Origin of the sequence: Halopseudomonas sp. (assembly GCF_036961105.1) — a bacterium.
Lineage (GTDB): Bacteria > Pseudomonadota > Gammaproteobacteria > Pseudomonadales > Pseudomonadaceae > Halopseudomonas.
The window spans coordinates 22,951-46,342 of the sequence record NZ_JBALWW010000008.1 but is presented as its reverse complement, the minus strand read 5'-3'; the positions used below and the strand labels follow the sequence as shown (position 1 = coordinate 46,342).

26 protein-coding genes are annotated in these 23,392 nt (G+C 61.8%); 14 read left to right on the top strand and 12 right to left on the bottom strand.

The genetic code is table 11. The features are described from left to right. Nucleotides 1-26: 26 nt before the first annotated feature. From V7756_RS09985 to V7756_RS09970, 4 genes are all read right to left on the bottom strand, one after another. A complete protein-coding gene (locus tag V7756_RS09985; protein ID WP_335610012.1) occupies nt 27-611 on the bottom strand; it encodes a YajG family lipoprotein in 585 nt (194 codons plus the stop codon). A 418-nt stretch (nt 612-1,029) separates the two neighbouring features. Then, a complete protein-coding gene (locus V7756_RS09980; protein ID WP_335610011.1) occupies nt 1,030-1,320 on the bottom strand; it encodes a PA4642 family protein in 291 nt (96 codons plus the stop codon). A gap of 72 nt (nt 1,321-1,392) precedes the next feature. Beyond that, nucleotides 1,393-1,875 (bottom strand): hypothetical protein, encoded by a 483-nt coding sequence (locus V7756_RS09975; RefSeq protein ID WP_335610010.1) that lies wholly within the window; start codon nt 1,873-1,875, stop codon nt 1,393-1,395. 4 nt (nt 1,876-1,879) lie between these two features. After that, nucleotides 1,880-2,437, bottom strand: a complete 558-nt coding sequence (locus V7756_RS09970; RefSeq protein ID WP_335610009.1) for a hypoxanthine-guanine phosphoribosyltransferase — start codon at nt 2,435-2,437, stop codon at nt 1,880-1,882. Between the two features lie 174 nt (nt 2,438-2,611). Here V7756_RS09970 and upp point away from each other — a divergent pair, with 174 nt between their 5' ends. Both upp and V7756_RS09960 read left to right on the top strand, forming a co-directional pair. Then, nucleotides 2,612-3,253: a uracil phosphoribosyltransferase gene (gene upp / locus V7756_RS09965; RefSeq protein ID WP_335610008.1), complete on the top strand. Its 642-nt coding sequence runs from the start codon at nt 2,612-2,614 to the stop codon at nt 3,251-3,253. After that, nucleotides 3,253-4,500: a uracil-xanthine permease family protein gene (locus V7756_RS09960; RefSeq protein ID WP_335610007.1), complete on the top strand. Its 1,248-nt coding sequence runs from the start codon at nt 3,253-3,255 to the stop codon at nt 4,498-4,500. Before upp ends, V7756_RS09960 begins: the two co-directional genes overlap by 1 nt. Before the next feature lie 3 nt (nt 4,501-4,503). On the opposite strand, the gene V7756_RS09955 is transcribed toward V7756_RS09960, so the two are convergent. From V7756_RS09955 to V7756_RS09930, 6 genes are all read right to left on the bottom strand, one after another. After that, nucleotides 4,504-4,917: a type IV pilin protein gene (locus V7756_RS09955; RefSeq protein ID WP_335610006.1), complete on the bottom strand. Its 414-nt coding sequence runs from the start codon at nt 4,915-4,917 to the stop codon at nt 4,504-4,506. Continuing rightward, entirely contained in the window at nt 4,914-7,838 is a 2,925-nt protein-coding gene (locus V7756_RS09950) for a PilC/PilY family type IV pilus protein (protein ID WP_335610005.1), read from the bottom strand. The genes V7756_RS09955 and V7756_RS09950 overlap by 4 nt, the downstream gene beginning before the upstream one ends. Continuing rightward, nucleotides 7,819-8,316, bottom strand: coding sequence for a pilus assembly PilX family protein (locus V7756_RS09945; RefSeq protein ID WP_335610004.1), 498 nt, complete (start codon nt 8,314-8,316; stop codon nt 7,819-7,821). Before V7756_RS09945 ends, V7756_RS09950 begins: the two co-directional genes overlap by 20 nt. Nucleotides 8,317-8,331: 15 nt before the next feature. Further along, a complete protein-coding gene (locus V7756_RS09940; RefSeq protein ID WP_335610003.1) occupies nt 8,332-9,111 on the bottom strand; it encodes a PilW family protein in 780 nt (259 codons plus the stop codon). Continuing rightward, nucleotides 9,108-9,581, bottom strand: coding sequence for a type IV pilus modification protein PilV (pilV, locus tag V7756_RS09935; RefSeq protein ID WP_335610002.1), 474 nt, complete (start codon nt 9,579-9,581; stop codon nt 9,108-9,110). The genes V7756_RS09940 and pilV overlap by 4 nt, the downstream gene beginning before the upstream one ends. Before the next feature lie 170 nt (nt 9,582-9,751). After that, entirely contained in the window at nt 9,752-10,714 is a 963-nt protein-coding gene (locus tag V7756_RS09930; protein WP_335610001.1) for a 2-hydroxyacid dehydrogenase, read from the bottom strand. 64 nt (nt 10,715-10,778) lie between these two features. Between V7756_RS09930 and V7756_RS09925 the strand changes: the two genes are divergently transcribed. Next, a complete protein-coding gene (locus V7756_RS09925) occupies nt 10,779-11,417 on the top strand; it encodes a LysE family transporter (protein WP_335610000.1) in 639 nt (212 codons plus the stop codon). Between the two features lie 29 nt (nt 11,418-11,446). Here the strand turns inward: V7756_RS09925 and hemH are convergent, their stop codons facing one another. Then, the gene (gene hemH, locus V7756_RS09920) at nt 11,447-12,469 is read right to left on the bottom strand and encodes a ferrochelatase (RefSeq protein WP_335609999.1); all 1,023 of its coding nucleotides are present in this window, start codon (nt 12,467-12,469) and stop codon (nt 11,447-11,449) included. 24 nt (nt 12,470-12,493) lie between these two features. Then, nucleotides 12,494-13,393 (bottom strand): TIGR01777 family oxidoreductase, encoded by a 900-nt coding sequence (locus V7756_RS09915; protein ID WP_335609998.1) that lies wholly within the window; start codon nt 13,391-13,393, stop codon nt 12,494-12,496. Between the two features lie 193 nt (nt 13,394-13,586). Here V7756_RS09915 and V7756_RS09910 point away from each other — a divergent pair, with 193 nt between their 5' ends. The 11 genes from V7756_RS09910 to V7756_RS09860 all read left to right on the top strand — a co-directional run bounded on the left by V7756_RS09910 (nt 13,587) and on the right by V7756_RS09860 (nt 23,381). Beyond that, nucleotides 13,587-14,573 carry an NAD(P)/FAD-dependent oxidoreductase gene (locus V7756_RS09910; protein WP_335609997.1) on the top strand — a complete coding sequence of 329 codons (987 nt, stop codon included), beginning with the start codon at nt 13,587-13,589 and terminating at the stop codon, nt 14,571-14,573. Beyond that, nucleotides 14,570-14,797, top strand: coding sequence for a TIGR02450 family Trp-rich protein (locus V7756_RS09905; protein ID WP_335609996.1), 228 nt, complete (start codon nt 14,570-14,572; stop codon nt 14,795-14,797). Before V7756_RS09910 ends, V7756_RS09905 begins: the two co-directional genes overlap by 4 nt. Nucleotides 14,798-14,940: 143 nt before the next feature. Next, the gene (locus V7756_RS09900) at nt 14,941-15,903 is read left to right on the top strand and encodes a YbgA family protein (protein WP_335609995.1); all 963 of its coding nucleotides are present in this window, start codon (nt 14,941-14,943) and stop codon (nt 15,901-15,903) included. An 8-nt stretch (nt 15,904-15,911) separates the two neighbouring features. Beyond that, entirely contained in the window at nt 15,912-16,826 is a 915-nt protein-coding gene (locus V7756_RS09895; protein WP_335609994.1) for a MerR family transcriptional regulator, read from the top strand. A gap of 14 nt (nt 16,827-16,840) precedes the next feature. Then, a complete protein-coding gene (gene phrB / locus V7756_RS09890; RefSeq protein ID WP_335610109.1) occupies nt 16,841-18,262 on the top strand; it encodes a deoxyribodipyrimidine photo-lyase in 1,422 nt (473 codons plus the stop codon). After that, nucleotides 18,259-18,693 (top strand): nuclear transport factor 2 family protein, encoded by a 435-nt coding sequence (locus V7756_RS09885; RefSeq protein WP_335609993.1) that lies wholly within the window; start codon nt 18,259-18,261, stop codon nt 18,691-18,693. Before phrB ends, V7756_RS09885 begins: the two co-directional genes overlap by 4 nt. Continuing rightward, nucleotides 18,690-19,463 carry an SDR family NAD(P)-dependent oxidoreductase gene (locus tag V7756_RS09880; protein WP_335609992.1) on the top strand — a complete coding sequence of 258 codons (774 nt, stop codon included), beginning with the start codon at nt 18,690-18,692 and terminating at the stop codon, nt 19,461-19,463. The genes V7756_RS09885 and V7756_RS09880 overlap by 4 nt, the downstream gene beginning before the upstream one ends. Next, the gene (locus V7756_RS09875; protein WP_335609991.1) at nt 19,463-20,710 is read left to right on the top strand and encodes an NAD(P)/FAD-dependent oxidoreductase; all 1,248 of its coding nucleotides are present in this window, start codon (nt 19,463-19,465) and stop codon (nt 20,708-20,710) included. Before V7756_RS09880 ends, V7756_RS09875 begins: the two co-directional genes overlap by 1 nt. Before the next feature lie 5 nt (nt 20,711-20,715). Continuing rightward, nucleotides 20,716-21,525, top strand: coding sequence for a DUF1365 domain-containing protein (locus V7756_RS09870; protein ID WP_335610108.1), 810 nt, complete (start codon nt 20,716-20,718; stop codon nt 21,523-21,525). After that, nucleotides 21,506-22,852: a cyclopropane-fatty-acyl-phospholipid synthase family protein gene (locus tag V7756_RS09865; RefSeq protein ID WP_335609990.1), complete on the top strand. Its 1,347-nt coding sequence runs from the start codon at nt 21,506-21,508 to the stop codon at nt 22,850-22,852. The genes V7756_RS09870 and V7756_RS09865 overlap by 20 nt, the downstream gene beginning before the upstream one ends. 1 nt (nt 22,853) lies before the next feature. Then, nucleotides 22,854-23,381, top strand: coding sequence for a DUF2878 domain-containing protein (locus V7756_RS09860; protein WP_335609989.1), 528 nt, complete (start codon nt 22,854-22,856; stop codon nt 23,379-23,381). Nucleotides 23,382-23,392: the final 11 nt, after the last annotated feature.

Here is a 23,392-nt window from a genome sequence, read left to right as displayed (position 1 = left end):
TGGTTTTTTTGTGCGATCAAACAGGCTTACTGCTGCAATATCTGCAGCAACTGCTGGTCCTGGAACACACGGGTCAAAGCATCGCTCATCACCTCGGTGACCATCTTGGTGTTGGTCGCCTGGTTGGGCGCATAACCAAAGCGCTGCTGCAGCGAAGAGCCATAACGACCCTGATAATTCTTGTTCATGTTACGCGCCTCGGCAGCGAAGGTCGCGCTGATATCGGCCTGGGTCACATAGCTGGTGCCCTTGGGCGAGGTGTAGGTCAGCTCGCTGAGGCCCACGGTCAAACGGTTGGCGTTGGGGGTACCTTCGGGCACCACGTTGAAGCCCAGTTGTCGCACGCCCTGCTCTACCTGCTGGCGCACAGCATTGATGCTCTCGTCGCTGATAGTGATGCTGCTGGAATCGGGATAAATACCACCGCGCGTACCCAGGATCTTGCTCTGCCGCACATCCTGCACAGTGACGATAACCGGCTGCTGCCGAGCCACCGGGTTGAGCGGTTTGTTTATCTGTGGCTGCACGCTGAGTTGTTGCGGGCTGTGGGCGCACCCGACCAAACCGACGGCCACCAGGGCCAAGAAAAGGATACCTGCACGCTTGAGCATAACGCCTGACTCCTGCCGTTTATTCAATTTGAGGGGTATAAGAGACAACTGCACACTTCGACAGGCGCAGCATACGCGGGTTCCGCGCCCGGCAACAGCGACCCTGGCTGTCATCAGGCTGCAACAGCGCAGCGTTAGGCTGTGCCCATCAGTCATTTCGCAGAACCCTGGCGGAGGGCCATTGCATGTTTTTCACAAAGCGCTTTAACCGCCGTCAACGCCAGTGCTACGCCCAGCTCGATCAGCGTGGCAACTGCCTCGCACTCTGGCAACTGGATGTACCACCGACCAGCGGCCTCTGGATAGCCGTCAGCGGGTTTAACCCGCGCTGGATCGGCAGCCCCTTGCCCCACAGCGCGTTAGCCGTCTCACCCCCACGCCGCAGCGTGTGGCCCGTGCGACTACTGACAGCCCAAGCTCAACGCGCTCCCGCAGCTTCCAGCACGGCCACATACTCTTCACGCTGAGTGTGATCGCGAACGGTCTGCAAAAAGGTATTGCCCTGCGCATCGGTGGCATTGAGGTCGAAACCCGCTGCCTTGAACATCACCAGAAAGCGCTCGAAATCCTCGACGCGCAAACCGCGATAGGCGCGCACCAGCACGTGCATATCGACCGACTCTTCAGCATAGGGCCGTGCTTGCAGGAACACCGCCACCTGCTCGTCGGTCATGGGCTCGCCAATCACCTTCTCTTTATCTTTACGCATCAACATCTCTCACTGGCAGGCTGAAAAGCCGGCATTGTAACCATCCACGCCGACGCTCACCAGCACAGCACATCAGCGCCGAGCCGCGCTGGCTTCGGAATGGATATCGGCCCAGATCAGGCCATTGCCGTAAAAACGTGCCTGAACAAACTCGGCGCCAGGGCTCGACAGTTGCTGCAACAACACCGGCAGCATCGAATCGGGGTAGGTCAGCAACAAGGTCTGGGTACGGCCATCCAGCCGCGCCGGACGCAGGGCGGTACCCGGCGGAACGAAGCGAACCTCAGCCTGCTGCACCGGGCTGCTGGTCAACAACGAGCGCCCCTGCAGGAACAGATGACTGCTGGCTTCTGGCGCAGAAGAGGCTACGCCGGGGCGCTGCTCGCTGGCAAACAACAGGCGATATTGCTCTACCTGAAAGAGTATCTGCTCGGGCTTGTCCTGGCGCAGGCCGGACGTGTCTGCCGGCATGTACTCGTCGTGTGGCAGGATGACCGGCGCAGCGCCAGCCGAGGGGCTCAACAGCAACAGCAGCGAAAGTCCGAGCAGGCGCATGGGGTCAGTGTCCCTTGAGTGCAAAGATGCCCGCAGCGTTGCGCCAGTAACCCTTGTAGTCAAGTCCGTAGCCGAATATGTAACGGTCTTCCACGTCCAGGCCGGTGAAGTCTGCACGCATGCCCTCGTAGGCTTTGCGCTCGTGCTGCTTGTCCAGCAGCACTGCGGTGTAGACTTTCTCGGCGCCCGCATCGCGGCAATACTCGACAATGGCCGCTAGCGTGTGCCCTTCGTCCAGAATGTCATCGACTATCAAAACGTTGCGCCCAACCAGCGAATGCTCTGCACGCGCCTTCCAGAAAAGCTCGCCGCCGGACAGCTTGTTGCGGTAGCGCGTGGCATGCAGGTAGCTCACTTCCATCGGGAAAGGCAGCTTGGGCAACAGCTTGCCGGTGATGATCAGACCGCCGTTCATGACGCTGTAGACGATCGGGTTGCTGTCCGCCAGCTGCGCGCAGATTGCACTGGCCATGCGGTCCAGCGCCAGCTCAACCTCGGCTTCGCTGAACAGGCAATCTGCCTCGGCCATGACCTGTTTGATGTGTTGCAGATCTGCCGACATGCAGAACCTCCGGGGTTGTGGTGAGTGTTGATGCAATTGAAGGGGGCGCAAAATACTGATGTTGCCGTTGATGCGCAAGTATAACGGAGCTTTTCCGGCAGATGACCGCCTGATCACATTGGTTTAGGCTATAGCAGTATTTTTCCGCGCCCGCCTGCACGAGAGAGCCCCTTAATGAATGTCAAAGAAATCCGTCACCCGCTGATCCGCCACAAAATCGGCCTGATGCGCCGGGACGACATCAGCACCAAGAATTTTCGCGAGCTGGCGCAGGAAGTTGCCGCGCTGCTGACCTATGAAGCCACGCAGGACATGCCGGTCGAGCCGCATACCATCCAGGGCTGGTGTGGCGATGTTGAAGTCGAAAAACTGAGCGGCAAGAAGATCACTGTGGTGCCCATATTGCGTGCCGGCCTGGGCATGCTCGATGGCGTTCTCAGCCTGATACCCAGCGCCAAGGTCAGCGTCATCGGTCTGGCGCGCAACGAAGAAACCCTGGAAGCCGATACCTATCTGGAAAAACTGGTAGGTGAGCTGAACCAGCGCACCGCGTTGATCATCGACCCCATGCTGGCTACCGGCGGCTCCATGGTCGCGACCATCGATATGCTGAAAAGAGCGGGTGCCCGCGAGATTCGCGCACTGGTGCTTGTCGCCGCACCGGAAGGCATAGCGCGGGTCAACGCCGCGCATCCGGAGGTGCAGATCTATACCGCGTCGGTCGACCAGCGCCTGAATGAACACGGCTACATCATTCCTGGCCTGGGCGATGCGGGTGACAAGATCTTCGGCACCAAGCAGAAGGATATTGTCTGATGGAAGGCGTTCAGACCCACGGCTGGCGCACAGCGCTGGCCGGTTCGCAGATGCTCTTTGTGGCCTTTGGCGCTTTGGTGCTGATGCCACTGATTACCGGCATGGATCCGAGCGTCGCGCTCTTCACCGCGGGTATCGGTACCCTGCTGTTCCAGTTCACTACACGCCGCCAGATACCGATTTTTCTGGCCTCCAGCTTCGCTTTCATCGCCCCCATTCTGTACAGCAATCAGACCTGGGGCCTGCCCGCCACCCTCGGCGGCCTGCTGGCTGCCGGCCTGGTCTACATACTGCTTAGCCTGGTGATTCGCTGGCGCGGTCCGGGCTTTATCCAGCGCCTGCTGCCGCCAGTGGTGGTAGGTCCGGTGATCATGGTGATAGGTCTTGGGCTGGCCTCGGTGGCAGTCAACATGGCCATGGGCAAGGCTGGCGACGGCAGTGCGCAATTGGTGGACAAAGATCTGGCACTGATTATCTCCATGTCAGCGCTGGCCACCACTATCATAGTGGCGGTGTTTGCCAAGGGTATTTTCCGCCTGGTGCCGATTCTGGCAGGCGTATTGGTAGGCTATGGCCTGTCCTGGCTACTCGGCGTCGTCAGCTTTGACACCGTGGGCGCTGCGCCCTGGCTGGCCGTGCCCGAATTTGTGTCTCCTGAATTCAAGCTGGCGGCGGTGCTGTTCATGATTCCGGTCGCCATCGCCCCGGCCATTGAGCACATCGGCGATGTGCTGGCTATCGGCGGCGTGACCGGCAAGGACTATCTGAAAAAGCCCGGCCTGCAGAACACCCTGCTGGGTGACGGCATCGCCACTTCGGCTGCTGCCCTGTTTGGCGGCCCGCCGAACACGACTTATTCTGAAGTCACAGGCGCAGTCATGCTGACGCGCAACTTCAACCCCAACGTAATGATCTGGGCGGCGGTATTCGCCATCGCTCTGGCCTTTGTCGACAAGTTTGGCGCGGTGCTGCTGGGTATGCCGGTGCCGGTCATGGGCGGCATTCTCTGTCTGCTGTTCGGCTCCATCGCGGTGGTGGGCATGAACACCCTGATTCGTCACCAGATCGATCTGTCGCAGGCGCGCAACCTGTGCATTGTCTCCGTCACTCTGGTGTTTGGTATCGGCGGCATGGTCATCGGCAACGACAGCTTCAGCCTGCAGGGCATCAGTCTCTGTGGCGTGGTCGCCATAGTGCTCAATCTGTTGCTGCCACAGGCCCGCCCCGAAGCAGGCCTGGCCGAGTAAGGGCTAACGGCGCCAGCAGAGCGGATCTGCTGGCGTACGCCGGCCTACCTGATCAAGGCTGTAGGAGGCGCACACATCCGCCGCCATGGGCCCGCCAGCTGAGGCCGTGGCATTCAGCTGGTAACCCTGCTCCTCGCGCGTGACGGTCAATCGGTAAACCGCCGGGCCACTGGCCGGGCTCTGTGATACCAGCCCCTCTACCACGCCCTTGGCGTAGCCGCCCTGCCGCGCAAAATGCCGTTCCAGGCGGTGCGCATTCTGCAGCAAAAGCCCTGTGACCTCCGCCCGGTGGGCCTTGCGCACGTGTTGCAGGTAGGATGGGTAGGCAATAGCCGACAGCACGCCAATGATCACCACGACCATCAGCAATTCGATCAATGTGAAGCCGTGCTGAGCACGCCTCGTTCGCGCTGTCATTGCAGTTGCCGCCAGAGAATGCGCTCGAAGCGGCAGTGTGCCTGCCCCTGGACTACGCCCACGCCGTCAGAGCCCTGCACCAGATATAGTTCGGGGTTGCAGTCGGTCTGCTGCTCGCTATCGGGCCTGGCCGGTAGATCCAGCGCAATCAAGTCTCCCGGCAAACCTATGTCCAGACGAATGCCGGCGGCTGCCTGATCGGCGTCATCGACGCGCCCATCGTCATTGCTGTCCATGGTCGCCATGGGCAGCATACCGCCGCTGTCCAGCGACAGCGACATCAGCCAGCCACCGGCGCGACTCACACAGGGATCTTCCCCTTCGCCCAAAAGCAAACCCGTACCAAACAGCACCCGTGAATCCTTGATACTCGCTGCTCGCGTGACCCGCTCACCGCGCTCTGGCAACGCCAGCCACCAGCCGTACTGGCGTTGCCAGTCTACCGGCTCGGCGCTGGCCTGCCGCGTAGCGGGCGAGGCGTCTTGCTGACTGTTCGAGCTGAGGATGCTCTGCTGCTGCAAATGCGCTCTGGTCAGCCCGCCACTGGGTGGCGTTGCGGTATCCAGAACCGCATAAAAGGCCTGGGTGGCGGTGGACAGCAAATCCTGCGGCTGCAAGAACTGGCCGGTTCCGAACAGTAAAAGATCCCCCAGGCCAGGGGCGCTGGGATGTAGCACGGGTGTCACGCTGATTGGCTGGTCCGCTGCAGCGCTGAACAGTGGCGAGCCGGCATGAGCAACTTTCCAGGCGCTGTGATCGTCACCGTCGAGATCGAACTTCCACATCTGGCCATGCTGGTCGCCGGCAAATGCAGCCATCAGCTTGCCATTTTCGTTGCGCTGCAGTGCCAGCCCCGCCAGACCGTTGGGCTCGCTCTGCCCCGGGCGCCCGGGCACCGCGATGCTGCGTAGCAGCTCGCCATTCAATGCATCGACCACCAGCAGCGCTGCGCGCCCCGACGCACTACCGTAGCCATTACCCGTGAGCAACAATGGTCGATTGGCGGCCCTGACCAGCTGCGGCGCCGCGTACAGATGGCCCAGGTCCTGCCAGCCGCGCTGCTGCGCATTGGTTTCCCACAGTAGCTGTGGCTCCGCGGTGGTAGCGCCGGGCGCCAGCAGTTGCAGCGCAAAAAGTGCCTTGCCACCGCCCCCAAGCCCGCCGGCGGCCAAGGTAGCCCAGCCATCATCCAATTGCATGTCCGCCAGGCCCAACTGACCATCGATACCACTGAGGTGCGGCTGGCCCTGGGCATAATCCGGCCGCGCCCACTCACCCAGGCGCGGCTGCAGCGTCGCCGGCAAATATGCATAGCGCTGTTGACCGGTCGCATCAAAAATACGGACGAAGCCGTCGTTGGCGCCCAGCACTACCATCTCCGGCAGCGCCCTGCGCCGAGCCAGATGCTGCTGGTAGCCGGCATCATCAGCGAGTGGCAGCGGCGCGACCGCCGAGAACAAGGCCGGAGTGGTGTTGATCACATCACCCAACAACTGACGGCGCTGACGCAGGCCGGCAACCCTCTTTCCACGCGCCCAGTCAAGCAGCTGCTGTCCGGCGTCTGCAGCATCCAGGCCCGCCGTATAGGCGGCCTCGTCCAGTGCCGTCTGCTGATTGACCGACAGTTTGAGGTAGGTGGTATCGCTCAAGGCTACCGGGGCGGCCGGTTGCTGGCCATCACCCCAGCGCCAGCTTTGTTGCCGCCCCGCCACCGGCCCTGGTCGCAGCGTCTGCTCGGTACTCCAGAGTTGACGTGTTGGCACGCCCTGGGCATCCAGTAGCAAGGCCCGCAGCGTGCCACTCCAATCGGCAGGGTCATAGGCGGTCTGATAATAACGCGTGCTGCCACCCTTCAGCATGGCACCAGCGACCACCGCGCCGCCGCCGGAACCGGGCGCGGAGCTGACCTCGGCAAGGGCGCTGGCCATGGCACTGCGCAGGCCGTCACCATCTTCGACCGAAAAATAGCGACCACCTCCGGCGCGCGCTGCAGCGCGCAATCGTGGATCATCCAGGCTGAAGCCCAGCACGTGGGTTTGCAGTTGCTGGTGGGCGAAATCAGCATCGTCCCAGCTTTGTCCGGCACTATCTGCCAGCGCGCCGCGGCCGCTGGGTCTGAGATCTATCTGCCTGGCGAAAGCGGCCATATCGTCCAGATAGAAACTGCTGCCTTCGGCCATGGGCTCACCACCGTCCAGATCGTTACTGGCGTCCTGGTCCCAATCAGGCAGATGAAAGCCACTGGCGCTGTCCGGTCTGCGCCCGTCCGGGTCCTGCGCCAGCGAGCCGGGAAATTCGCGGTCGTAGGTCGGCAGACCGTCAGTCAGAACAAGACCGGTGGTACGCTGACAGCGATACTCGATCGGGCTGACGAATTGCTCGCGCTCCAACTCGCTCTTCGACTGTGGATAAAAAGCGCGCATGCCGCGCAGATAGCGGGTGACCTCATAATAGGTTTCCGCCAACGGCGTCCATGTCCAGGCTTCGCGGTCATCTCCTGCCTGCGGAGCTAATGCATCCATAGCGGCCTGCAGTCTTGCCAGGTGCTGCTGGCCGGCTGCACTCTCAGCGGTTATCGACTCCACCGGGACCAGCAACTCACCCCCGGGCGCGTCTCGGTCAGCGTCACCTCTCCCCTGAGTGGCACGAAAGGCAAAGAGACCGAAGCGCAAGTGACGATGCTCTGCCATGACCTCGCGCGCGGTGCGCCGCGCCAGCTCCAGTCGTGTCTCATCGCCAACGCGGTTCATCACCATGCTGGATGAATTGTCCAGCACCAGCACCACGTTCGGCGGTGCCATGGCGGTAGCGCTAATCGGGCCACTAAGCGGAGTGAATGCCTGGGCGCTACCGACCAGCAGCAACCCCAGACTGAACATCAGCAGCCGCGGCCACTTGCAGTTAGAGTCGGGTGTGCGCATAGGTCGCCTCCAATATGGTGCGGCTATTGCCACTGAGACTGAGCACCGAGAGACGGTAGAGGGTGCTTGGCGAACTCAGGCCCACCCGCACCGGTATCGCGCTCTTGCCAACGCGCTCAAGCCGATACCACAATTGCGCACCGTCCAGTTGCAGACTCTTGCGCGCCGCACTCGGCAGCGCTTGCCAACTGGCTGCATAGGCTTGCGCGTCCGGTGCCGGCACTGCCCCGCCACAGGGTGCGTGCTGACACAGGTTCGCCGGCAGCGGTATGGCGTTACGCCGGATCTGACGCTCAACCCAGCGCACGCCAGCCTCGGCGGCCTGAAAACTCTGATTGCGCTGCTGCAGATTGGCCACCATGCGCTCCTGGCTGGTGGCGGAGCGCACCCCCGCCAAAGCCGCCAGCGACATCAACAGCAGAAATACCAAGCTGACCATCAGCGCCGCTCCCCGCTGGGCGCCTCGATTCCTGTACATGCCTTCCTCCCTGTTTCAATCGAGCCGATTACGCACGGCGGTAACCTGCACATAACGCTGGCTCTGTACTCCTTGTTGTGTTTTCGCAGCGGGTCGCTCGCTAAGCTGCAGCGCTACACGCACGCTGCGCACACGTTCGGCCTCTGCGGCGCTGAAGCTGTCGCGATAAGCGCCCACAACTCCCACTGCCTCGGCATCGCTGGCCAGGCCGAAAGCCAGAACGAAGCTCGCGACACCTTCGATCAGCGTTTCGAAATTGCCGCGGCCATTAGTGCGTACTTGAATACGGGTTCCCTGCTGGCGGTATTCCAGCAGGCGCAGGGGAATCAACAGATCACCAGCCGCAACTTCGACTTCGGTATCCGCTTCCACCACCTTGAGTTTGTCCAGGCAGTTGCTCACCAGCAGCCAGCGAGCCGCATAATCTGCAGCACTGACCAGCTCCTGCGGCGCCGCAGCAGCGACCGGCAGCGCGGTAATAAGGCGCAAAACGTCCTGACGGTAATCGATGGGACTGGCCAGCTCCGCCGGCACTGTGGCGCGCATTGAAGCAGGCAGGCGGCGCAGCTCCAGGCAGCCGAACTGGCCGGCCAAACGAATATCCTGCGCCAGGCGGCCGAGCAGAAAGCGGGCGTTCTCCTGCATGGCCGCCGAGCGCTGCTGCAGCGCAAAGCTTTCCTTGCTCGCGAGAAAGACCTGCAGCACGCCAAGTGTCAGCATCAGGCCGACGGCCATGGCGACCATCAGTTCGACCAGACTGAAGCCGGCCAGCAGTGGTCTACGCTGCTCACTCATGGCTGGGGCCTGATCAAGGCGGAGACGCGCAACTCGGCATCGCCCGCTCCGTCGAACTGCCTCGCTTCGGACCATTGCAGACGCAGGCTTACCACGCCATCACTGACCACCAGGCGTGCACGTCCGGCCGGCAGCTCGCAAGCAACGGCGCGCGCAAAGTCCTGTTTGTCCTGGGCGATGATGCTGTCGGTGGTAATGCCGAGCTGATCTGCAGTGGCGGCACCGCAATCCTGCTCAAGGGTCAGCACATAAGCGGCCAGATGCTCCGGGTTGGCGCGCAGGCGTTCCAGCAGGTCCTGCGCCAGCAGGGTGGCCTGAGTCGCGTGCAGGGAGCCTGCGTGGTAGCGCAAGGCATTGAGCTGCAGTGTGGCGGCGCCCAGAATACCCAGCGCCAGAACCAGTACCGCGATCAGCACTTCGAGTAGCGAGAAGCCGCCGCAGTGGGCGCGCTGTGAATGGGCAACAGGCATGTTCAGCAGTCCCGGGTCCGTGGGAATTGGCCGGGGACTGCTGAACCGCGGCGGGTGTCCTGATATTGACAGGCCCTCACCCTAACGATCGAAATGGCCGCACTCATCACCCATTCGGGTTAGCACCCAAAAGAACCTGAGTACTCTGCCGCATTTGCCTGCAACCTGATCTAGCTCACCTGGCGCAGCGTATTGCCTTGCACAAAGGCTGAGAGATTGTCGGCCAACTGACCGACGATGCGCTGGCGCGCTTCGCGGCTACCCCAGGCACTGTGCGGCGTGATCAACAGATTGGGGATATCCTCGGCCAACAGCGGATTGCCATCACGCGGTGGCTCGGTGCTGAGCACATCACAGGCAGCACCGCCCAGGTGCCCGGCGCGCAGACTATCGGCCAGTGCCTGCTCGTCGACCAGACCACCGCGCCCGGTGTTGATCAGCAAACTACCCTTGCGCATGCGCGCCAGTTGCTCGGCGCCAATCAGGTTGCGGGTCTGCTCGGTTAGCGGGCAATGCAGCGTCAGTACATCGATCTGTTCCAGCAGTGTGTTCACATCCGGCCTGTTGCCATGTGGCCGTCCCGGCAAGGCACCCACCAGCACGCGCATGCCAAAAGCCTCGGCCAATCGTCCCACCGCCTGCCCCAACTCGCCGTAGCCAAGGATGCCCAGCGTGCGGCCAGACAGCTCGCCGATAGGATAGTCGAGCAGACAGAACTGACTGCTGCGCTGCCAGGCTCCCGCGCGCACGGCACCGCGGTAGGACTCGAACCGAGTAATCAGTGCCAGCATGAACATCAGCGTGTGCTGCGCCACTGCGGGAGTGCCATAACCCTGGCAATTGCACACCACAATGCCGCGCTCGCGCGCCGCTGCCAGGTCAACATTGTTGGTGCCGGTGGCGCTGAGCATGATCAGCTTGAGTTCTGGGCAGGCGTCCATCACCGGCGCATCAATCAGCACCTTGTTGGTTACCACAACAGTGCGTCCCTGCATGCGCTCGATGCGTTGCTCCGGTGCGGTCATAGGGTAGCTCTGATAATGCGCCCCAAGCACCGACAGCGGCCGCATGTCGAGGTCGCCCTGATCCAGGGTAGATTGATCGAGAAACACGATGGAGAGGCTATTTTGCATGCTGTCTGTACCTGTCTGTGCGCCCCGTCGACAGGTAGAATGACCGATCGACGAGGAGCAACCTATGTATTGGAACGAATTTCTGCTGGTGGTACTGGTACATCTGCTGGCGGTGATCAGTCCCGGCCCGGACTTTGCCGTGGTCATCCGCAACAGCGTCAGTGCCGGCCGCCGCGCTGGCCTCCTGACCGCCGTGGGCGTCGGCGTTGGCATCTTTGTACATGTCGCCTATTCGCTGCTGGGGATTGGCCTGATTGTGTCGCAGTCGGTCTGGCTGTTCAATCTGATGAAACTGCTGGCGGCGGCCTATCTGTTGTACATAGGTATCCGCGCGCTACGGGCCAAGCCACAGAATAGTGCGCCAGTCGACCAGGCCAGCGCGCAGAAAAGCATGACCGGGCGTCAGGCGCTGTTGCAGGGGTTTGTTACCAACGGCCTGAACCCCAAGGCCACGCTGTTTTTCCTGTCGCTGTTCACCGTGGTCATAAGCCATGACACGCCGCTGCTGGTGCAGGCGGGCTACGGTTTGTATCTCGCTGTGGCAACCGGCGCCTGGTTTTGTCTGGTGGCCTTGCTGTTCAGCCGCGCCGCAGTGCGCCGTGGCTTCAACCGCATGGGTCATTGGTTTGACCGTCTGATGGGTACGGTGCTGATCGGGCTGGGGCTGCACCTGGCCCTGTCGCAGTGGATCAAGCGCGGCTGAGCGCCGCGCTGCATGCGATTTTCGCCCGCTTACGCCTGAACGGGCGTGTGCTCACTCCAGTGCTGCAGCACGTCGACCCAATGGGCGTCGTCATTCAGGCACGGGATCAGTACCAGTTCCTCCCCGCCGGCAGCAATAAACTGCTCACGCGCGCGGTCACCAATCTCCTCCAGGGTTTCGATGCAATCGGTGACAAAGGCCGGGCAGGCCACCAGCAAACGCTTGACCCCCTGCGCAGCCAACTCGTCGATCCGGGCTTCGGTATAGGGTTCGATCCACTTGTCCCGACCCAGTCGCGACTGGAAGGATTGCGACCATTGATCGTCCCGCAGCCCAAGCCGCTGGGCTAGCGCCTGACTTACGTAGGTACACTGGGCGCGATAGCAGGTGGCATGCGCCGGTGATGGCCTGCTACAGCAATCCGGCGTGGCCAGGCAATGGTTGCCGGTAGGGTCCGCCTTGCGCAGGTGGCGCTCGGGCAGACCATGGTAGCTCAACAACAGAAAGTCAAAACCCTGCTGCAGATGTGGCCGGGTAGTTTGCGTCAGCGCCTCAAGATACTCGGGCCAAGCGTAAAACGGCGGCAACACGTTCAGCCTGATCTGCAGATCATGTTTGGCGATCACCCGCTGCGCCTCGACGATGGAGGTCGTAATGGTGCTGTCGGCAAACTGCGGATACTGCGGCATGAACAGCACCTCTTTTATGCCCGGCTGCGCAGACAACTTGAGCAGGCCCTGCTCGATTGAGGGCTCACCATAGCGCATGGCCATTTCGACCGGCATCTGCAGGCGCGCCTGCAGCGCCTGCTGCACCCGGCGACTGATCACAACCAGCGGCGAACCCTCTTCCCACCAGATGGAGGCATAGGCATGCGCCGACGCCTTGGGCCTGGTCAACAGGATCAGGCCTACCAACAGGCGGCGCAGTGGCCAGGGCAGATCGACCACGTAAGGGTCCATCAGAAACTGATTGAGATAACGACGAACATCGCCAACCTGCGTGCTCTTGGGCGACCCCAGGTTGACCAGCAGAACCCCACGCTCAGACATCTACTACTCCTGCGCCAACGTGTTTCATTTGTTTTGCGTGGCTGCCGCCAACGCCGTTTCCAGATGCTGGTAATCGAAGCGGAAGCCTTGCGCCTGCGCCTTGGCGGGCAGTGCGCGCTGCCCGGTCAGCAACAATCTCGACATCTCACCGAGTGCCAGCTTGAGCACAAAGGCCGGCAGCGGCAGCACTGCGGGACGACCCAGCGCCCGGCCCAGCTCGCGGGCAAACTCGCGATTGGTCACCGGATGGGGGGCTGTCGCGTTATAGGCCCCCTTGCAGTCCGAAGAGTGCAGCAACCAGACGATCAGCTTGATTATGTCGTCGCGGTGCACCCAGGGCATGTACTGCTCCCCGCTGCCAATGGGACCGCCCAGGCCGAGTTTGAACGGCGGCTTGAGGCGCGCGAGAAAACCGCCTTCGGCCGAGACCACCAGACCGGTGCGCATGATACACAAACGCACACCGTAGGAACTTACGCGTTTTGCCGCAGCCTCCCAGGCATCGCAAAGCGTGTGGGTATACTCCGCCCTGGCCGGGCTCTGCTCGGTGATCTCGGCATTGCCGCCATCTCCGTACCAGCCCACCGCCGAGCCGCTTACCATTACCTCGGGCTTACGCGTCTGCCGGCCAATCCACTGCACCAGGTGCTCGGTCAGCGACACTCGGCTGGACCAGAGCACCGCCTTGCGTTTGGCCGTCCAGGGCCGATCGGCTATGGGCGCGCCGGCGAGATTTACCACCGCATCAAAGGCTTCCCCGTCAAGCTGCGCCAACTCGGCCACGCCGCGCACCTGGGCGCCACAGAGCGCAGCCACCTTGTCGGGCCGCCGGCTCCATACGGTTATCTGGTGCCCATCGGCCAGCAGACGCTGGCACAGGGCGCGACCAATCAGGCCGGTACCGCCGGTAAGCAGTAGGTTCATCGCCATCCCCTGTATGCAAATAAGCCACTAAAGCATCTGGCTTCGCTGTGGGCAAGGTGCAGCGCCGCCGGGTTCGCCATCGGCGCAGACCGGCAAACGCCTTGTGAGGAGAATATCTTATACAAGCAGAATTTTATGTATAATTTTGCCATCTCATTGTTTCAGCCACTTGCAGCAGCTCCAGAGGGATACCATGAACCAGCCACCCAGCGTCGCCATCATTGGTGCCGGTATGTCGGGATTGAGCGCAGCCAGCCTGCTGCGCGAAACCGGCCTGAACGTCACTCTGTTCGACAAGAGCCGCGGCAGCGGCGGTCGCATGAGCAGCAAACGCACCTCGGCCGGCACCTTCGACATGGGTACCCAGTACTTCACCGCCCGCGATTCAGCCTTCAGTGCGACCGTAGACGCATGGCTTGCCGCCGGCTGGGTCGCAGTTTGGCAACCGCGGCTGTTCCGCTACGACGAGCACGGCTTGCACCCCTCCAGCGACGATCAGCGACGCCTGGTAGGTAACCCACGCATGACAGCGCTGAGCCGCGCGCTGCTGGCAGACACACCGTTGCACAGCAGTACACGCATCGAACAGTTGCAGCGCGATAGGCAGCAGTGGCGATTGGTCGATACCGAAGGAGAAAGCCATGGCCCTTTCGATCAGATCATAGTGGCAGTGCCGCCGGCCCAGGCAGCGCCCTTGCTGCGCGCTATTGGTAGCCTGTCCGGGCCAGCCGAGCGCACCTCCATGGACCCCGGCTGGGCTGTAGCCCTGGGCTTTGCGCAGCCGTTGAACGTGCCCTTCGATGCCGTCTTCGTGCGCAGCGGTCCGCTGGACTGGATAGCCCGCGAAGCCAGCAAGCCGGGACGCGAAGCCACGCAAAACTGGGTTTTGCAGTCCACCCCTGCCTGGGCTGCCGGGCATCTGGACGACAGCCCAGAGCAAGTCATTCAGGAGCTCACGCAGGCGCTGGCTGAGGTGCTGGGCCAGCGCCTGCCGGACCTCAGCTTTCAACAGGCACATCGCTGGCTCTACGCCCGCCCAAATGAAACCAGCGACTGGGGCGCACTGGCGGCGCCCGACCAGGGGCTTTTCGTCTGCGGCGACTGGTGCGTCGGCGGCCGCCTGGAAGGTGCATGGCTGAGCGGACAGCAAGCGGCCAAGGCGCTGCTGGAAAGGCTATGATCGGCCGCAACAGCTTCAACCCGCGCAAGCTGCTGCACTCAAAATGGACGGCGTGTCACCCCCAGCGCCGCGAGAAGCATTTCATGGTGACCGCCTGCCACTGGAGCGACGATCAACTAGACCTGCTGAGCATTGAATTGCAGGCGGTATTGACCGGCAAAAGCCGGCAAATGCACTGGCACGAGCTGCGCGACACCTCCCTCTGGCGCCAGGGCTGGCAGTAACCTGCGCTGCTCGATCAGCCGCAGCAAAATAAATCTCGACTACACTTGTACAGAAATACATCTGCTGTACACTTATTCTTGTACATTAATTTAGATCGGGTACAAGTGCGTATAACCTGGTTTACGCTTAGTCGAGGTGCAAGATGCAGGCGAAGCTCAGCAGCCCCATTCCCGTCGGGATCAGTCAGTGTCTGATTGGCGATGCCGTGCGCTTCAACGCCAGCCACAAGCATTCGCGCCTGTGCACCGAACAGCTCGGCAGTCTCTTCACCCTGATTCCTTTTTGTCCCGAAGTGGCGGTTGGCCTTTCCACACCCCGCGCGCCTATTCGTCTGGTGGGCGATCCCGCCGCACCGCGCGTACTGGGCAGCAAGGATCCAAGCCTGGATCTGACCGTCCCGCTGCAGCATTACGCCGAACAGGTGACTCAGCGCCACCCGGAACTCTGCGGTTTCATACTGATGCAGAAGTCGCCCAGTTGCGGCATGGAGCGGGTCAAGGTATATCGTGACAACGGCCACCCGGCCACCGGTACCGGCAGTGGCGCCTTTGCCGCCCGATTGATGGCGCGCAACCCGCTGCTGCCGGTAGAAGAGGAAGGCCGCCTGCACGACCCGGTACTGTGCGAGAATTTCGTTACCCGGGTAATCGTTTTCGCCGAGTGGCGGGAGCTGGAGCACCGCGGCATAACCCCCTCGAGGTTGCTGGCCTTCCACGCCCGTCACAAATATCTGGCGATGGCGCATCAACAGTTGCAGTATCGCCAGCTCGGCCCCCTGCTCGCAGACCTGCGTCAACAGGATGTGCAAAAGGTCGCCGAGCGCTATTTCACCCTGCTGATGCAGTGCCTGAAAACGCCGGCCAACCGCGGCGGCCACAGCAACGCCCTGCAGCACCTGGCGGGCCACTTCAAACGGGTGCTCAGCCCCCATGAAAGGCAGGAGTTGAGCCACCTGATCGACGACTACAGACGCGGGCAGGTACCTCTGGTGGTACCCATCACCCTGCTCAAACACCACCTGCTCAACCACCCGGACAGCTATCTGGGCGAACAGGCCTACCTGCAACCGCACCCGGCTGAGCTCAGCCTGCGTAACGCGATCTAGGCGCCGTGATGACATCCAGCGAAAAGAAAAAACTGCCTATCCGCGACGTGGCGCGTGTCACCGGCGTCAATCCCGTGACCCTGCGCGCCTGGGAGCGCCGCTACGGCTTGGTCAAACCGCATCGCACAGCCAAGGGCCACCGCCTCTATGGCGACGAACAGCTGCAGCAAATCCAGCAGATTCTGACCTGGCTTGAGCGCGGCGTCGCCATCAGCCAGGTAGCAGAACTGCTGCGCAAGGAACCGACGCCGACCGGCGCCCAATCCTCGGTATGGCAGCAGCAGCGGGAACGCTTTCTGTTCAGCCTGGCGCGCTACGACAGTCGCCAGCTGGCCAGCCAGTATCATGAACTCACGGCGCTCTACCCCACGCCGCTGATCTGCGCGCAGTTGTTCGAGCCCATCCTGGTCGACCTGGAGCAACGCCCGCAGGGCCAATATGGCCAGCAGTTGGAAAAGCAGTTTCTGCTGTCATGGCTGCAGATCCAACTGGCAGCACGCCTGGCGCAGGAACAGGAACGCAATCAGGGCGCAACGCTGTTGCTGAGCAATCTGTCGGCCACACCTGAGCCGCGACTGACATTGTTGGCTTTGCTGCTCAGTGGCGCCGGCTACCGGCTGGTGGTACTGCACGGCAGCCTGCCCATCAGCGAGCTGTTGCTGTTGCACGAGCGCCGTCCGCTCGCGGCCCTGCTGCTGGTTGGCGGGCAACGACTCGACACCAGCCTGCTGGAGCGCGATCTCCCGCGCCTGAGCAGCCAGGCCGATTTTCCGCTCTACGCCAGCGGCCCGATTACCGAGATACACGCAGCAGCGCTCCAAGCCGCGCATTTCAGCCTGCTCGGCAGTAGCCCTTCGCAGAGCCTGGAGCAGCTGCAAAACATGACACCTGCGCTTTCAGCAACACCGGGAGAGCCGTCATGAGCGCATCGCAGCCGCTGTCGCTGTGCTGGTTCCGCACGGACTTGCGCATTGCCGACAACCATGCACTGCATCACGCCAGCCAGCGCGGCCAGGTGATTGCCGTGTATATCGCCACACCTGGCGTCTGGCGCACTCACGATGATGCGCCCATCAAGGTGGATTTCTGGCGGCGCAATCTGCAGGCATTGAGCGCCAGCCTCGGCGAGCTGAACATCCCCCTGCTGCTGCTGGAGGCTGATGACTGGTCGCAGTGCCCACAGGTATTGCTTGATTGCGCCAGCCGCCTGAGCGCCGACGCGCTCTATTTCAACGATGAATATGGTCTGCACGAGCAGGCCCGCGACGCGGACGTTTGCGCAGCCTGGCACGCCCAGCAAAGGCACTGCCACCGCTTTACCGATCAACTGCTGTTCACTCCCGGGAGCCTGAAGACCCAGGCCGGGAGCATGTTCAAGGTTTACAGCCAGTTCCGCCGGCGCGCCTACGAGTCGCTGCATCGGCGCGTGCCAGAACGGTTGCCCGCGCCCTCGAAGCAGGCCAGCCCCCTGGTCGACAGCGATGCAATACCAGACAGTTTCAGCGGTTACCCTGCCGCGCCCGCAGCGCAACAAGCGTTCTGGCCGGCCGGTGAACTGGCAGCCCAGGAGCGCCTGGCGCTTTTTACCGATGAGCTGCTGGAAGACTACGAGCAATACCGCGACCGACCCGATCTGGACGGCACCAGCCGGCTCTCCGCTTATCTGACCGCCGGAGTTCTATCGCCGCGCCAATGTTTGCACGCCGCGCTGCAGCTCAACGGCGGTGAATTCGACAGCGGCAACCCTGGCGCGGTGAGCTGGATCAACGAGCTGCTGTGGCGAGAGTTCTACAAGCACATTCTGGTGTGCTATCCGCGCGTTTCCCGGCATCAGGCGTTCCGTCCCGATACCGAGGCTGTGGCCTGGCGGCACGATCCCGAGGGTCTACGCGCCTGGCAACAGGGTGAAACCGGCATTCCCATAGTCGACGCTGCCATGCAGCAGTTGCTGCATACCGGCTGGATGCACAACCGCCTGCGCATGATCAGCGCCATGTTCCTCAGCAAGAACCTGCTGATCGACTGGCGCGAAGGGGAGCGCTGGTTCATGCAACACCTGATCGACGGTGACTTGGCCGCAAACAACGGCGGTTGGCAGTGGAGCGCTTCCACCGGTACCGATTCGGCGCCCTACTTTCGCGTTTTCAATCCGGTCAGCCAATCACAGAAATGCGATCCGGACGGCAGCTTCATTCGCAGCTGGCTGCCCGCCCTGGCCAATCTCTCGGCGCGCGAGATTCATGTTCCGCCCACTACAGACCTGCTCAACAAGCTCGACTATCCCGCGCCCATCGTCGACCTGAAGAGCAGCCGCCAACGCGCCATTGAAGCCTTTCGTGGGCTGGGAGAAAAGCCATGAGCAGCAGTGATGACTTTGCCCGAGAGTTTGCCGACGCCTTCGCCAGCCTCGACAAACACAACCTTGATCGACTGAGCGAGCTCTATGCCCCTCAGATTCACTTTACCGATCCACTGCACGATGTGCAGGGACTGGATGCCATGCACCAGTACTTTGCCAACCTCTATGCCAACATCAGCGAACTGGAATTCGAGTTTCTCCAGTGCAGCGGCATAGGTGAAGAGCAGGCCTTGCTAAGGTGGAACATGCGCTACCGCCACCCCAGGCTGGCTGGCGGCAGACGCATCTGCGTCCCGGGTTGCAGCCTGATTCACTTCCAGCACGGCAAGGTAGACCGGCACATCGACTACTACGATGCCGGCGCCCTCTTGTACGAACACCTGCCATTGCTGGGGCAGGTTATCGCCTGGCTCAAAAGGAGATTGGCATGAGCATGCAAAAACGCGTCTGGTTGACCGGCGCCTCCAGCGGCATGGGGCTGGCGATGGCCGAGCTACTGGCCAAGCAAGGCCACCGGCTGGCGCTGACAGCCCGCAAGGCACAACCGCTGCTGGAGCTGGCCGAGCGCTTCCCCGGCCAGATTCTGGTAGTGACCGCGGACATCACCGATGCCCACGCCGTGCGCGAAGCGGCGGAGCGCATAGGCGCAGCCTGGGGTGCGCTGGACCTGGTCATTCTCAACGCTGGCACCTGTGAATACATGGACCTGCCAGAGTTTGACGCCGCCCTGTTCGCCCGCGTGATGCAGACCAATGTGCAAGGCACAGTGCAATGCATCGAAGCCGCATTACCTTTGCTGCGCGCGGGTAGCCGACCGCGCCTGGTAGGCATGGGCAGCAGCGTCACTTATGTCCCTCTGCCCCGCGCAGAGGCTTATGGTGCATCCAAGGCGGCGCTACGCTACCTGTTTCAGTCACTTGAGCTGGATCTTGCACAGTTTGGTATCAAGGTGAGCCTGGTCAGTCCCGGCTTTGTCGATACCCCATTAACCGCCGCCAACGACTTTCCGATGCCCATGCAAGTGAGCAGCGACAAGGCTGCCCGCGCCATTATCCAAGGCATCGAGCGCGGAAAACGCGAAATTCGATTCCCTGGTCCGTTCATTTCCCTGTTGCGCCTGATCGGTTCATTGCCGGCGTCGTTGCGGGTTTCTCTCACTCGCCGGCTGGCAAGGCCAGCTAACACATCAGGAGGTAGCTGATGCGCGTTGCCATCATAGGATCGGGTATTTCCGGTCTGCTCTGCGCGAACCTGCTATCGCGCCGCCACCAGGTCACCGTATTTGAGGCCTCCGATTGGAACGGCGGACACACCCACACCGTCGATGTGAACGTCGGCGGAAAGGATTATGCGATCGATACCGGCTTCATAGTGTTCAATGACTGGACTTACCCCAACTTCATTGAACTGCTGAAACGCCTTGGCGTGGCCTCGCAACCCACCGAAATGAGCTTTTCGGTATGCGATCCACTCAGCGACATGGAGTACAACGGCAACACTCTGAAAACCCTGTTTGCACGGCGTCGACATCTGATTTCGCCGGGTTTTCTGTTGATGCTGCGGGACATTTTCCGTTTCAATCGCGAGGCGCAAGAGGGCCTGCGCGACGGCTCGTTATCCCATCAGCCCACCCTGGGTGAGTTTCTCGACGAACGCGGCTACGGCAAACGCTTTCGAGATCACTACATAGTACCCATGGGCGCAGCCATATGGTCGATGCCGCTGGCGCAGATGCTGGACTTTCCGCTGGAGTTCTTTCTGCGCTTCTTTCGCAATCACGGCCTGCTTGCCATCAAGGATCGCCCGCAATGGCGGGTAGTCTGTGGTGGCTCGCGCAACTATCTGGCGCCGCTGATAGATCCCTTCAAGGACCGCATCCGCCTGGCCACGCCAGTCAGTCGGGTGGAGCGCCATGCTCGGGATGTAACGATATTTTCCAGCGCCGGCGAGGAGCACTTCGACAAGGTGATCTTTGCCTGCCACAGCGATCAGGCGCTGGCTCTGCTGGCCGACCCTAGCCAGGCCGAACAGGAGATCCTCGGTGCCATCGGCTATGCCGACAACGAGGTGGTGCTGCACACCGACACGAGCCTGCTGCCCCAACGCAAGCTGGCATGGGCCAGCTGGAACTACCGCCTGGGCAAAGCCGCTGAGCAGCCGGCGGCCCTGACTTACAACATGAACATACTGCAAGGCATAGATGCACCCGAGACTTTCTGCGTCAGCCTCAACCAGACTGACCAGATAGATCCGACAAAGATTCTGCGCAGCTTCAATTACGCTCACCCGCAGTACACCCTGGCTGCGGTTCAGGCACAGAGCCGCTGGGAAGAGCTGCTCGGCAAACAGCACAGTTTCTACTGCGGCGCATACTGGGGCAACGGCTTCCATGAAGACGGCGTGGTCAGCGCACTGCGCGTTGCCGGCGCCTATGGCGAGTCGCTCTAATGACCTTGCGCAGCGCGCTGTATCAGGGCGAGGTACGTCATCGGCGCCACGCGCCGCGGCGCCATGCCTTTACCTACGCTACCAGCCTGCTGCTGCTGGACCTGGATGAGCAGGCGGCAGTATTCAGTCTGAGCCGGCTGTGGTCCGGACGCTGGTATTCGCCCATGCGCTTTCGCGAGCAGGACTATCTGCGTGACGAGCGCGCCGGAACGGAGTCGCTGAAGGCCTGCGCCCAGCGCCTTGTGCTGGATCAACTCGGCTGCAGCGCAGACGGCGCGATACTCTTGCTGACGCAGGTGCGCAGCTTCGGCCTGCTTTTCAACCCGGTGTCCTTCCTCTACTGCCATGATCACGCCGGCAAGCTCCAGGCAATCATCGCCGAGGTAACCAATACGCCATGGCATGAGCGCTTCTGCTACCTAGTCAAAGCCGACCCCGATAGCGCAGAGCAGCAGGTGGAGACCCGCAAGGCCTTTCACGTTTCCCCCTTTCTGCCGGTAGATCTGGATTACCGCATGCGCTTTAGCCTGCCGAAGGAGCGCCTGCACGTACACATGGAAGACTGGCAGGGTGAGCAGCGCCTGTTTGATGCCACCCTGACGCTGCAACGCCAGCCGCTGAGCCGGGGCCTGCTGCGCAAGGAAACCTGGTCATTCCCGTTCATGATTCTCAAAACGCTCGGCGCGATTTACTGGCAAGCCAGCCGGCTATTGCTCAAGCGCACGCCGGTTTTCAATCACCAGCGCGCCAGTCATAGCTTGCAAGCCTCTACCGCCACCCCAAAGGAGCAGCCCGATGAAAGAACCCGGCCCTGATCAGGCGCTGGAGCCAGAGCACCAGCCAGGCCAGCAGCCTTCCCTGCCCCCCGCTGCGCGGCGCCTTCCCTCCGCCGGCGGTATCAACAGAAAGCCGCGTGGCTGGCTGGCGCGACTGAGCCGCCAGGCCGTGTTGCGCCAGTTGAGCGCCATCAACAGGGGTACGCTGACCGTGCACGAGGACGGCCAGACAATGCACTTCGGTCAGCCAGATCATGATGAACTGCACGCCGAGATCCATATCCTTGACGCAGCGGTCTACAGCCTGATCGCCAGCAATGGCAGTGTCGGATCAGGCGAAGCCTATATTTACGGTTATTGGTCCAGCCCTGACCTTACCGCCGTCACTCGCCTGTTCGTGCGCAACCTCGATGTACTCGACGCAATGGAGACCGGCATTGCCCGCCTTGGCGCGCCTGCGCTGAAATGTCTGCATTGGCTCAACCGCAATACCCTGCGCGGATCACGACGCAACATTCAGGCGCACTACGATCTGGGTAACGCTCTGTTCGAGAACTTCCTCGACCCCAGCATGATGTACTCCGCTGCGATTTTTCCGCCCAGCGAGGACAATCTAGAGCAGGCGCAGTGGAACAAGCTCAAGCGCATCTGCAACAAGCTGGAACTGAACAGCGACGATCACCTGCTGGAGATCGGTACCGGCTGGGGCAGCATGGCAATCTATGCCGCCACCCACTTCGGTTGCCGCGTCACCACCACCACGCTGTCCAACGAGCAGTATGCCTTTACCGCGCAACGCATTCGCGAGCTGGGGCTGGAAGATCGCATCACGCTGCTGCTCAAGGACTATCGCGAGCTGGAAGGCGAATACGACAAACTGGTCTCCATCGAAATGGTTGAAGCCGTCGGGCACGAGTATTTTCGTAATTATTTCGAAACCTGCGCGGCTCGCCTCAAGCCCCAGGGGCTGATGCTGTTGCAGGCCATCACCATTCGCGATCAGCGCTATGAGCAGGCTCGACGCGGGGTGGACTTTATTCAGCGCTACATCTTCCCCGGCGGCTCACTGCCGTCCGTCAGCCTGATTGCTGAGCTGACACGCAAGCATACCGACCTGGCCATACTGCACCTGGAAGATATCGGCAGCCACTATGCGCGCACCTTGCGCCACTGGCACGGCAACCTGCGGACCGCCCGTGGCGAGCTGCAGCATCTCGGGTATGATGACGCCTTTTTCCGGCTCTGGGAGTTCTATCTGTGCTACTGCGAAGGCGGCTTTATCGAGCGCTCGATCAGCACCGCGCAGCTGTTGCTGAGCAAGCCGGATGCGCGTCCGAAACTGGACCTCTACGCATTGGGGGAATGACATGCCAATCCGCCTGATTTCCAACGCCGTGCTGTTTCAGGTCGGCTGGTTCGCCTGCGTCCTGGGGGGCACCAGTTGGTGGCTGCTGATTCCGCTGGCCGCCCTGGTCATCCATTTTATCTGGGTCACTTCCTGGGCCGCAGAAGGCAAGCTGGTGGTCAGCGTTGCGCTGGCTGGCGCAGCCCTGGATTCCTTTCTGCTGCAAGTGGGGGTATTCGATTTTGCTACCACCGATACGCTGGCGCCGCTCTGGCTGGTAATGCTCTGGGCGTTGCTGGGCACCACCCTGAACCATTGTCTGGCGTGGAGCGCCAAACCGATCTGGCTGGCGGCCATACTCGGCGCCGTGGGTGGGCCGATGGCCTACTTTGCCGGCAGTTCGCTGGCGGAGGTGAAACTACTGCTGGGGCCAGCCAACACGGTATGGATTCTGGCCCCCATCTGGGCGCTGACCATGCCCCTGCTGCACGGATTTGCCCGTCTTTATCGCGAGCAATTTCGCCTTGTGCAAGCAGCCCGGCGACGCTGATTCGCCACCAG

What these genes read in the sequence shown, in the direction of transcription:
- V7756_RS09880 (WP_335609992.1), top strand. Translation starts at nt 18,690, where the DNA reads ATGAGCATGCAAAAACGCGTCTGGTTGACCGGCGCCTCCAGCGGCATG.
- V7756_RS09980 (WP_335610011.1), bottom strand. Translation starts at nt 1,320, where the DNA reads ATGCGTAAAGATAAAGAGAAGGTGATTGGCGAGCCCATGACCGACGAG.
- upp (WP_335610008.1), top strand. Translation starts at nt 2,612, where the DNA reads ATGAATGTCAAAGAAATCCGTCACCCGCTGATCCGCCACAAAATCGGC.
- hemH (WP_335609999.1), bottom strand. Translation starts at nt 12,469, where the DNA reads ATGTCTGAGCGTGGGGTTCTGCTGGTCAACCTGGGGTCGCCCAAGAGC.
- V7756_RS09940 (WP_335610003.1), bottom strand. Translation starts at nt 9,111, where the DNA reads ATGAGTGAGCAGCGTAGACCACTGCTGGCCGGCTTCAGTCTGGTCGAA.
- V7756_RS09900 (WP_335609995.1), top strand. Translation starts at nt 14,941, where the DNA reads ATGCAGGCGAAGCTCAGCAGCCCCATTCCCGTCGGGATCAGTCAGTGT.
- pilV (WP_335610002.1), bottom strand. Translation starts at nt 9,581, where the DNA reads ATGCCTGTTGCCCATTCACAGCGCGCCCACTGCGGCGGCTTCTCGCTA.
- V7756_RS09905 (WP_335609996.1), top strand. Translation starts at nt 14,570, where the DNA reads ATGATCGGCCGCAACAGCTTCAACCCGCGCAAGCTGCTGCACTCAAAA.
- V7756_RS09910 (WP_335609997.1), top strand. Translation starts at nt 13,587, where the DNA reads ATGAACCAGCCACCCAGCGTCGCCATCATTGGTGCCGGTATGTCGGGA.
- V7756_RS09960 (WP_335610007.1), top strand. Translation starts at nt 3,253, where the DNA reads ATGGAAGGCGTTCAGACCCACGGCTGGCGCACAGCGCTGGCCGGTTCG.
- V7756_RS09945 (WP_335610004.1), bottom strand. Translation starts at nt 8,316, where the DNA reads ATGTACAGGAATCGAGGCGCCCAGCGGGGAGCGGCGCTGATGGTCAGC.
- V7756_RS09875 (WP_335609991.1), top strand. Translation starts at nt 19,463, where the DNA reads ATGCGCGTTGCCATCATAGGATCGGGTATTTCCGGTCTGCTCTGCGCG.
- V7756_RS09975 (WP_335610010.1), bottom strand. Translation starts at nt 1,875, where the DNA reads ATGCGCCTGCTCGGACTTTCGCTGCTGTTGCTGTTGAGCCCCTCGGCT.
- V7756_RS09895 (WP_335609994.1), top strand. Translation starts at nt 15,912, where the DNA reads ATGACATCCAGCGAAAAGAAAAAACTGCCTATCCGCGACGTGGCGCGT.
- V7756_RS09950 (WP_335610005.1), bottom strand. Translation starts at nt 7,838, where the DNA reads ATGCGCACACCCGACTCTAACTGCAAGTGGCCGCGGCTGCTGATGTTC.
- V7756_RS09955 (WP_335610006.1), bottom strand. Translation starts at nt 4,917, where the DNA reads ATGACAGCGCGAACGAGGCGTGCTCAGCACGGCTTCACATTGATCGAA.
- V7756_RS09930 (WP_335610001.1), bottom strand. Translation starts at nt 10,714, where the DNA reads ATGCAAAATAGCCTCTCCATCGTGTTTCTCGATCAATCTACCCTGGAT.
- V7756_RS09915 (WP_335609998.1), bottom strand. Translation starts at nt 13,393, where the DNA reads ATGAACCTACTGCTTACCGGCGGTACCGGCCTGATTGGTCGCGCCCTG.
- V7756_RS09865 (WP_335609990.1), top strand. Translation starts at nt 21,506, where the DNA reads ATGAAAGAACCCGGCCCTGATCAGGCGCTGGAGCCAGAGCACCAGCCA.
- V7756_RS09860 (WP_335609989.1), top strand. Translation starts at nt 22,854, where the DNA reads ATGCCAATCCGCCTGATTTCCAACGCCGTGCTGTTTCAGGTCGGCTGG.
- V7756_RS09885 (WP_335609993.1), top strand. Translation starts at nt 18,259, where the DNA reads ATGAGCAGCAGTGATGACTTTGCCCGAGAGTTTGCCGACGCCTTCGCC.
- V7756_RS09985 (WP_335610012.1), bottom strand. Translation starts at nt 611, where the DNA reads ATGCTCAAGCGTGCAGGTATCCTTTTCTTGGCCCTGGTGGCCGTCGGT.
- V7756_RS09925 (WP_335610000.1), top strand. Translation starts at nt 10,779, where the DNA reads ATGTATTGGAACGAATTTCTGCTGGTGGTACTGGTACATCTGCTGGCG.
- V7756_RS09970 (WP_335610009.1), bottom strand. Translation starts at nt 2,437, where the DNA reads ATGTCGGCAGATCTGCAACACATCAAACAGGTCATGGCCGAGGCAGAT.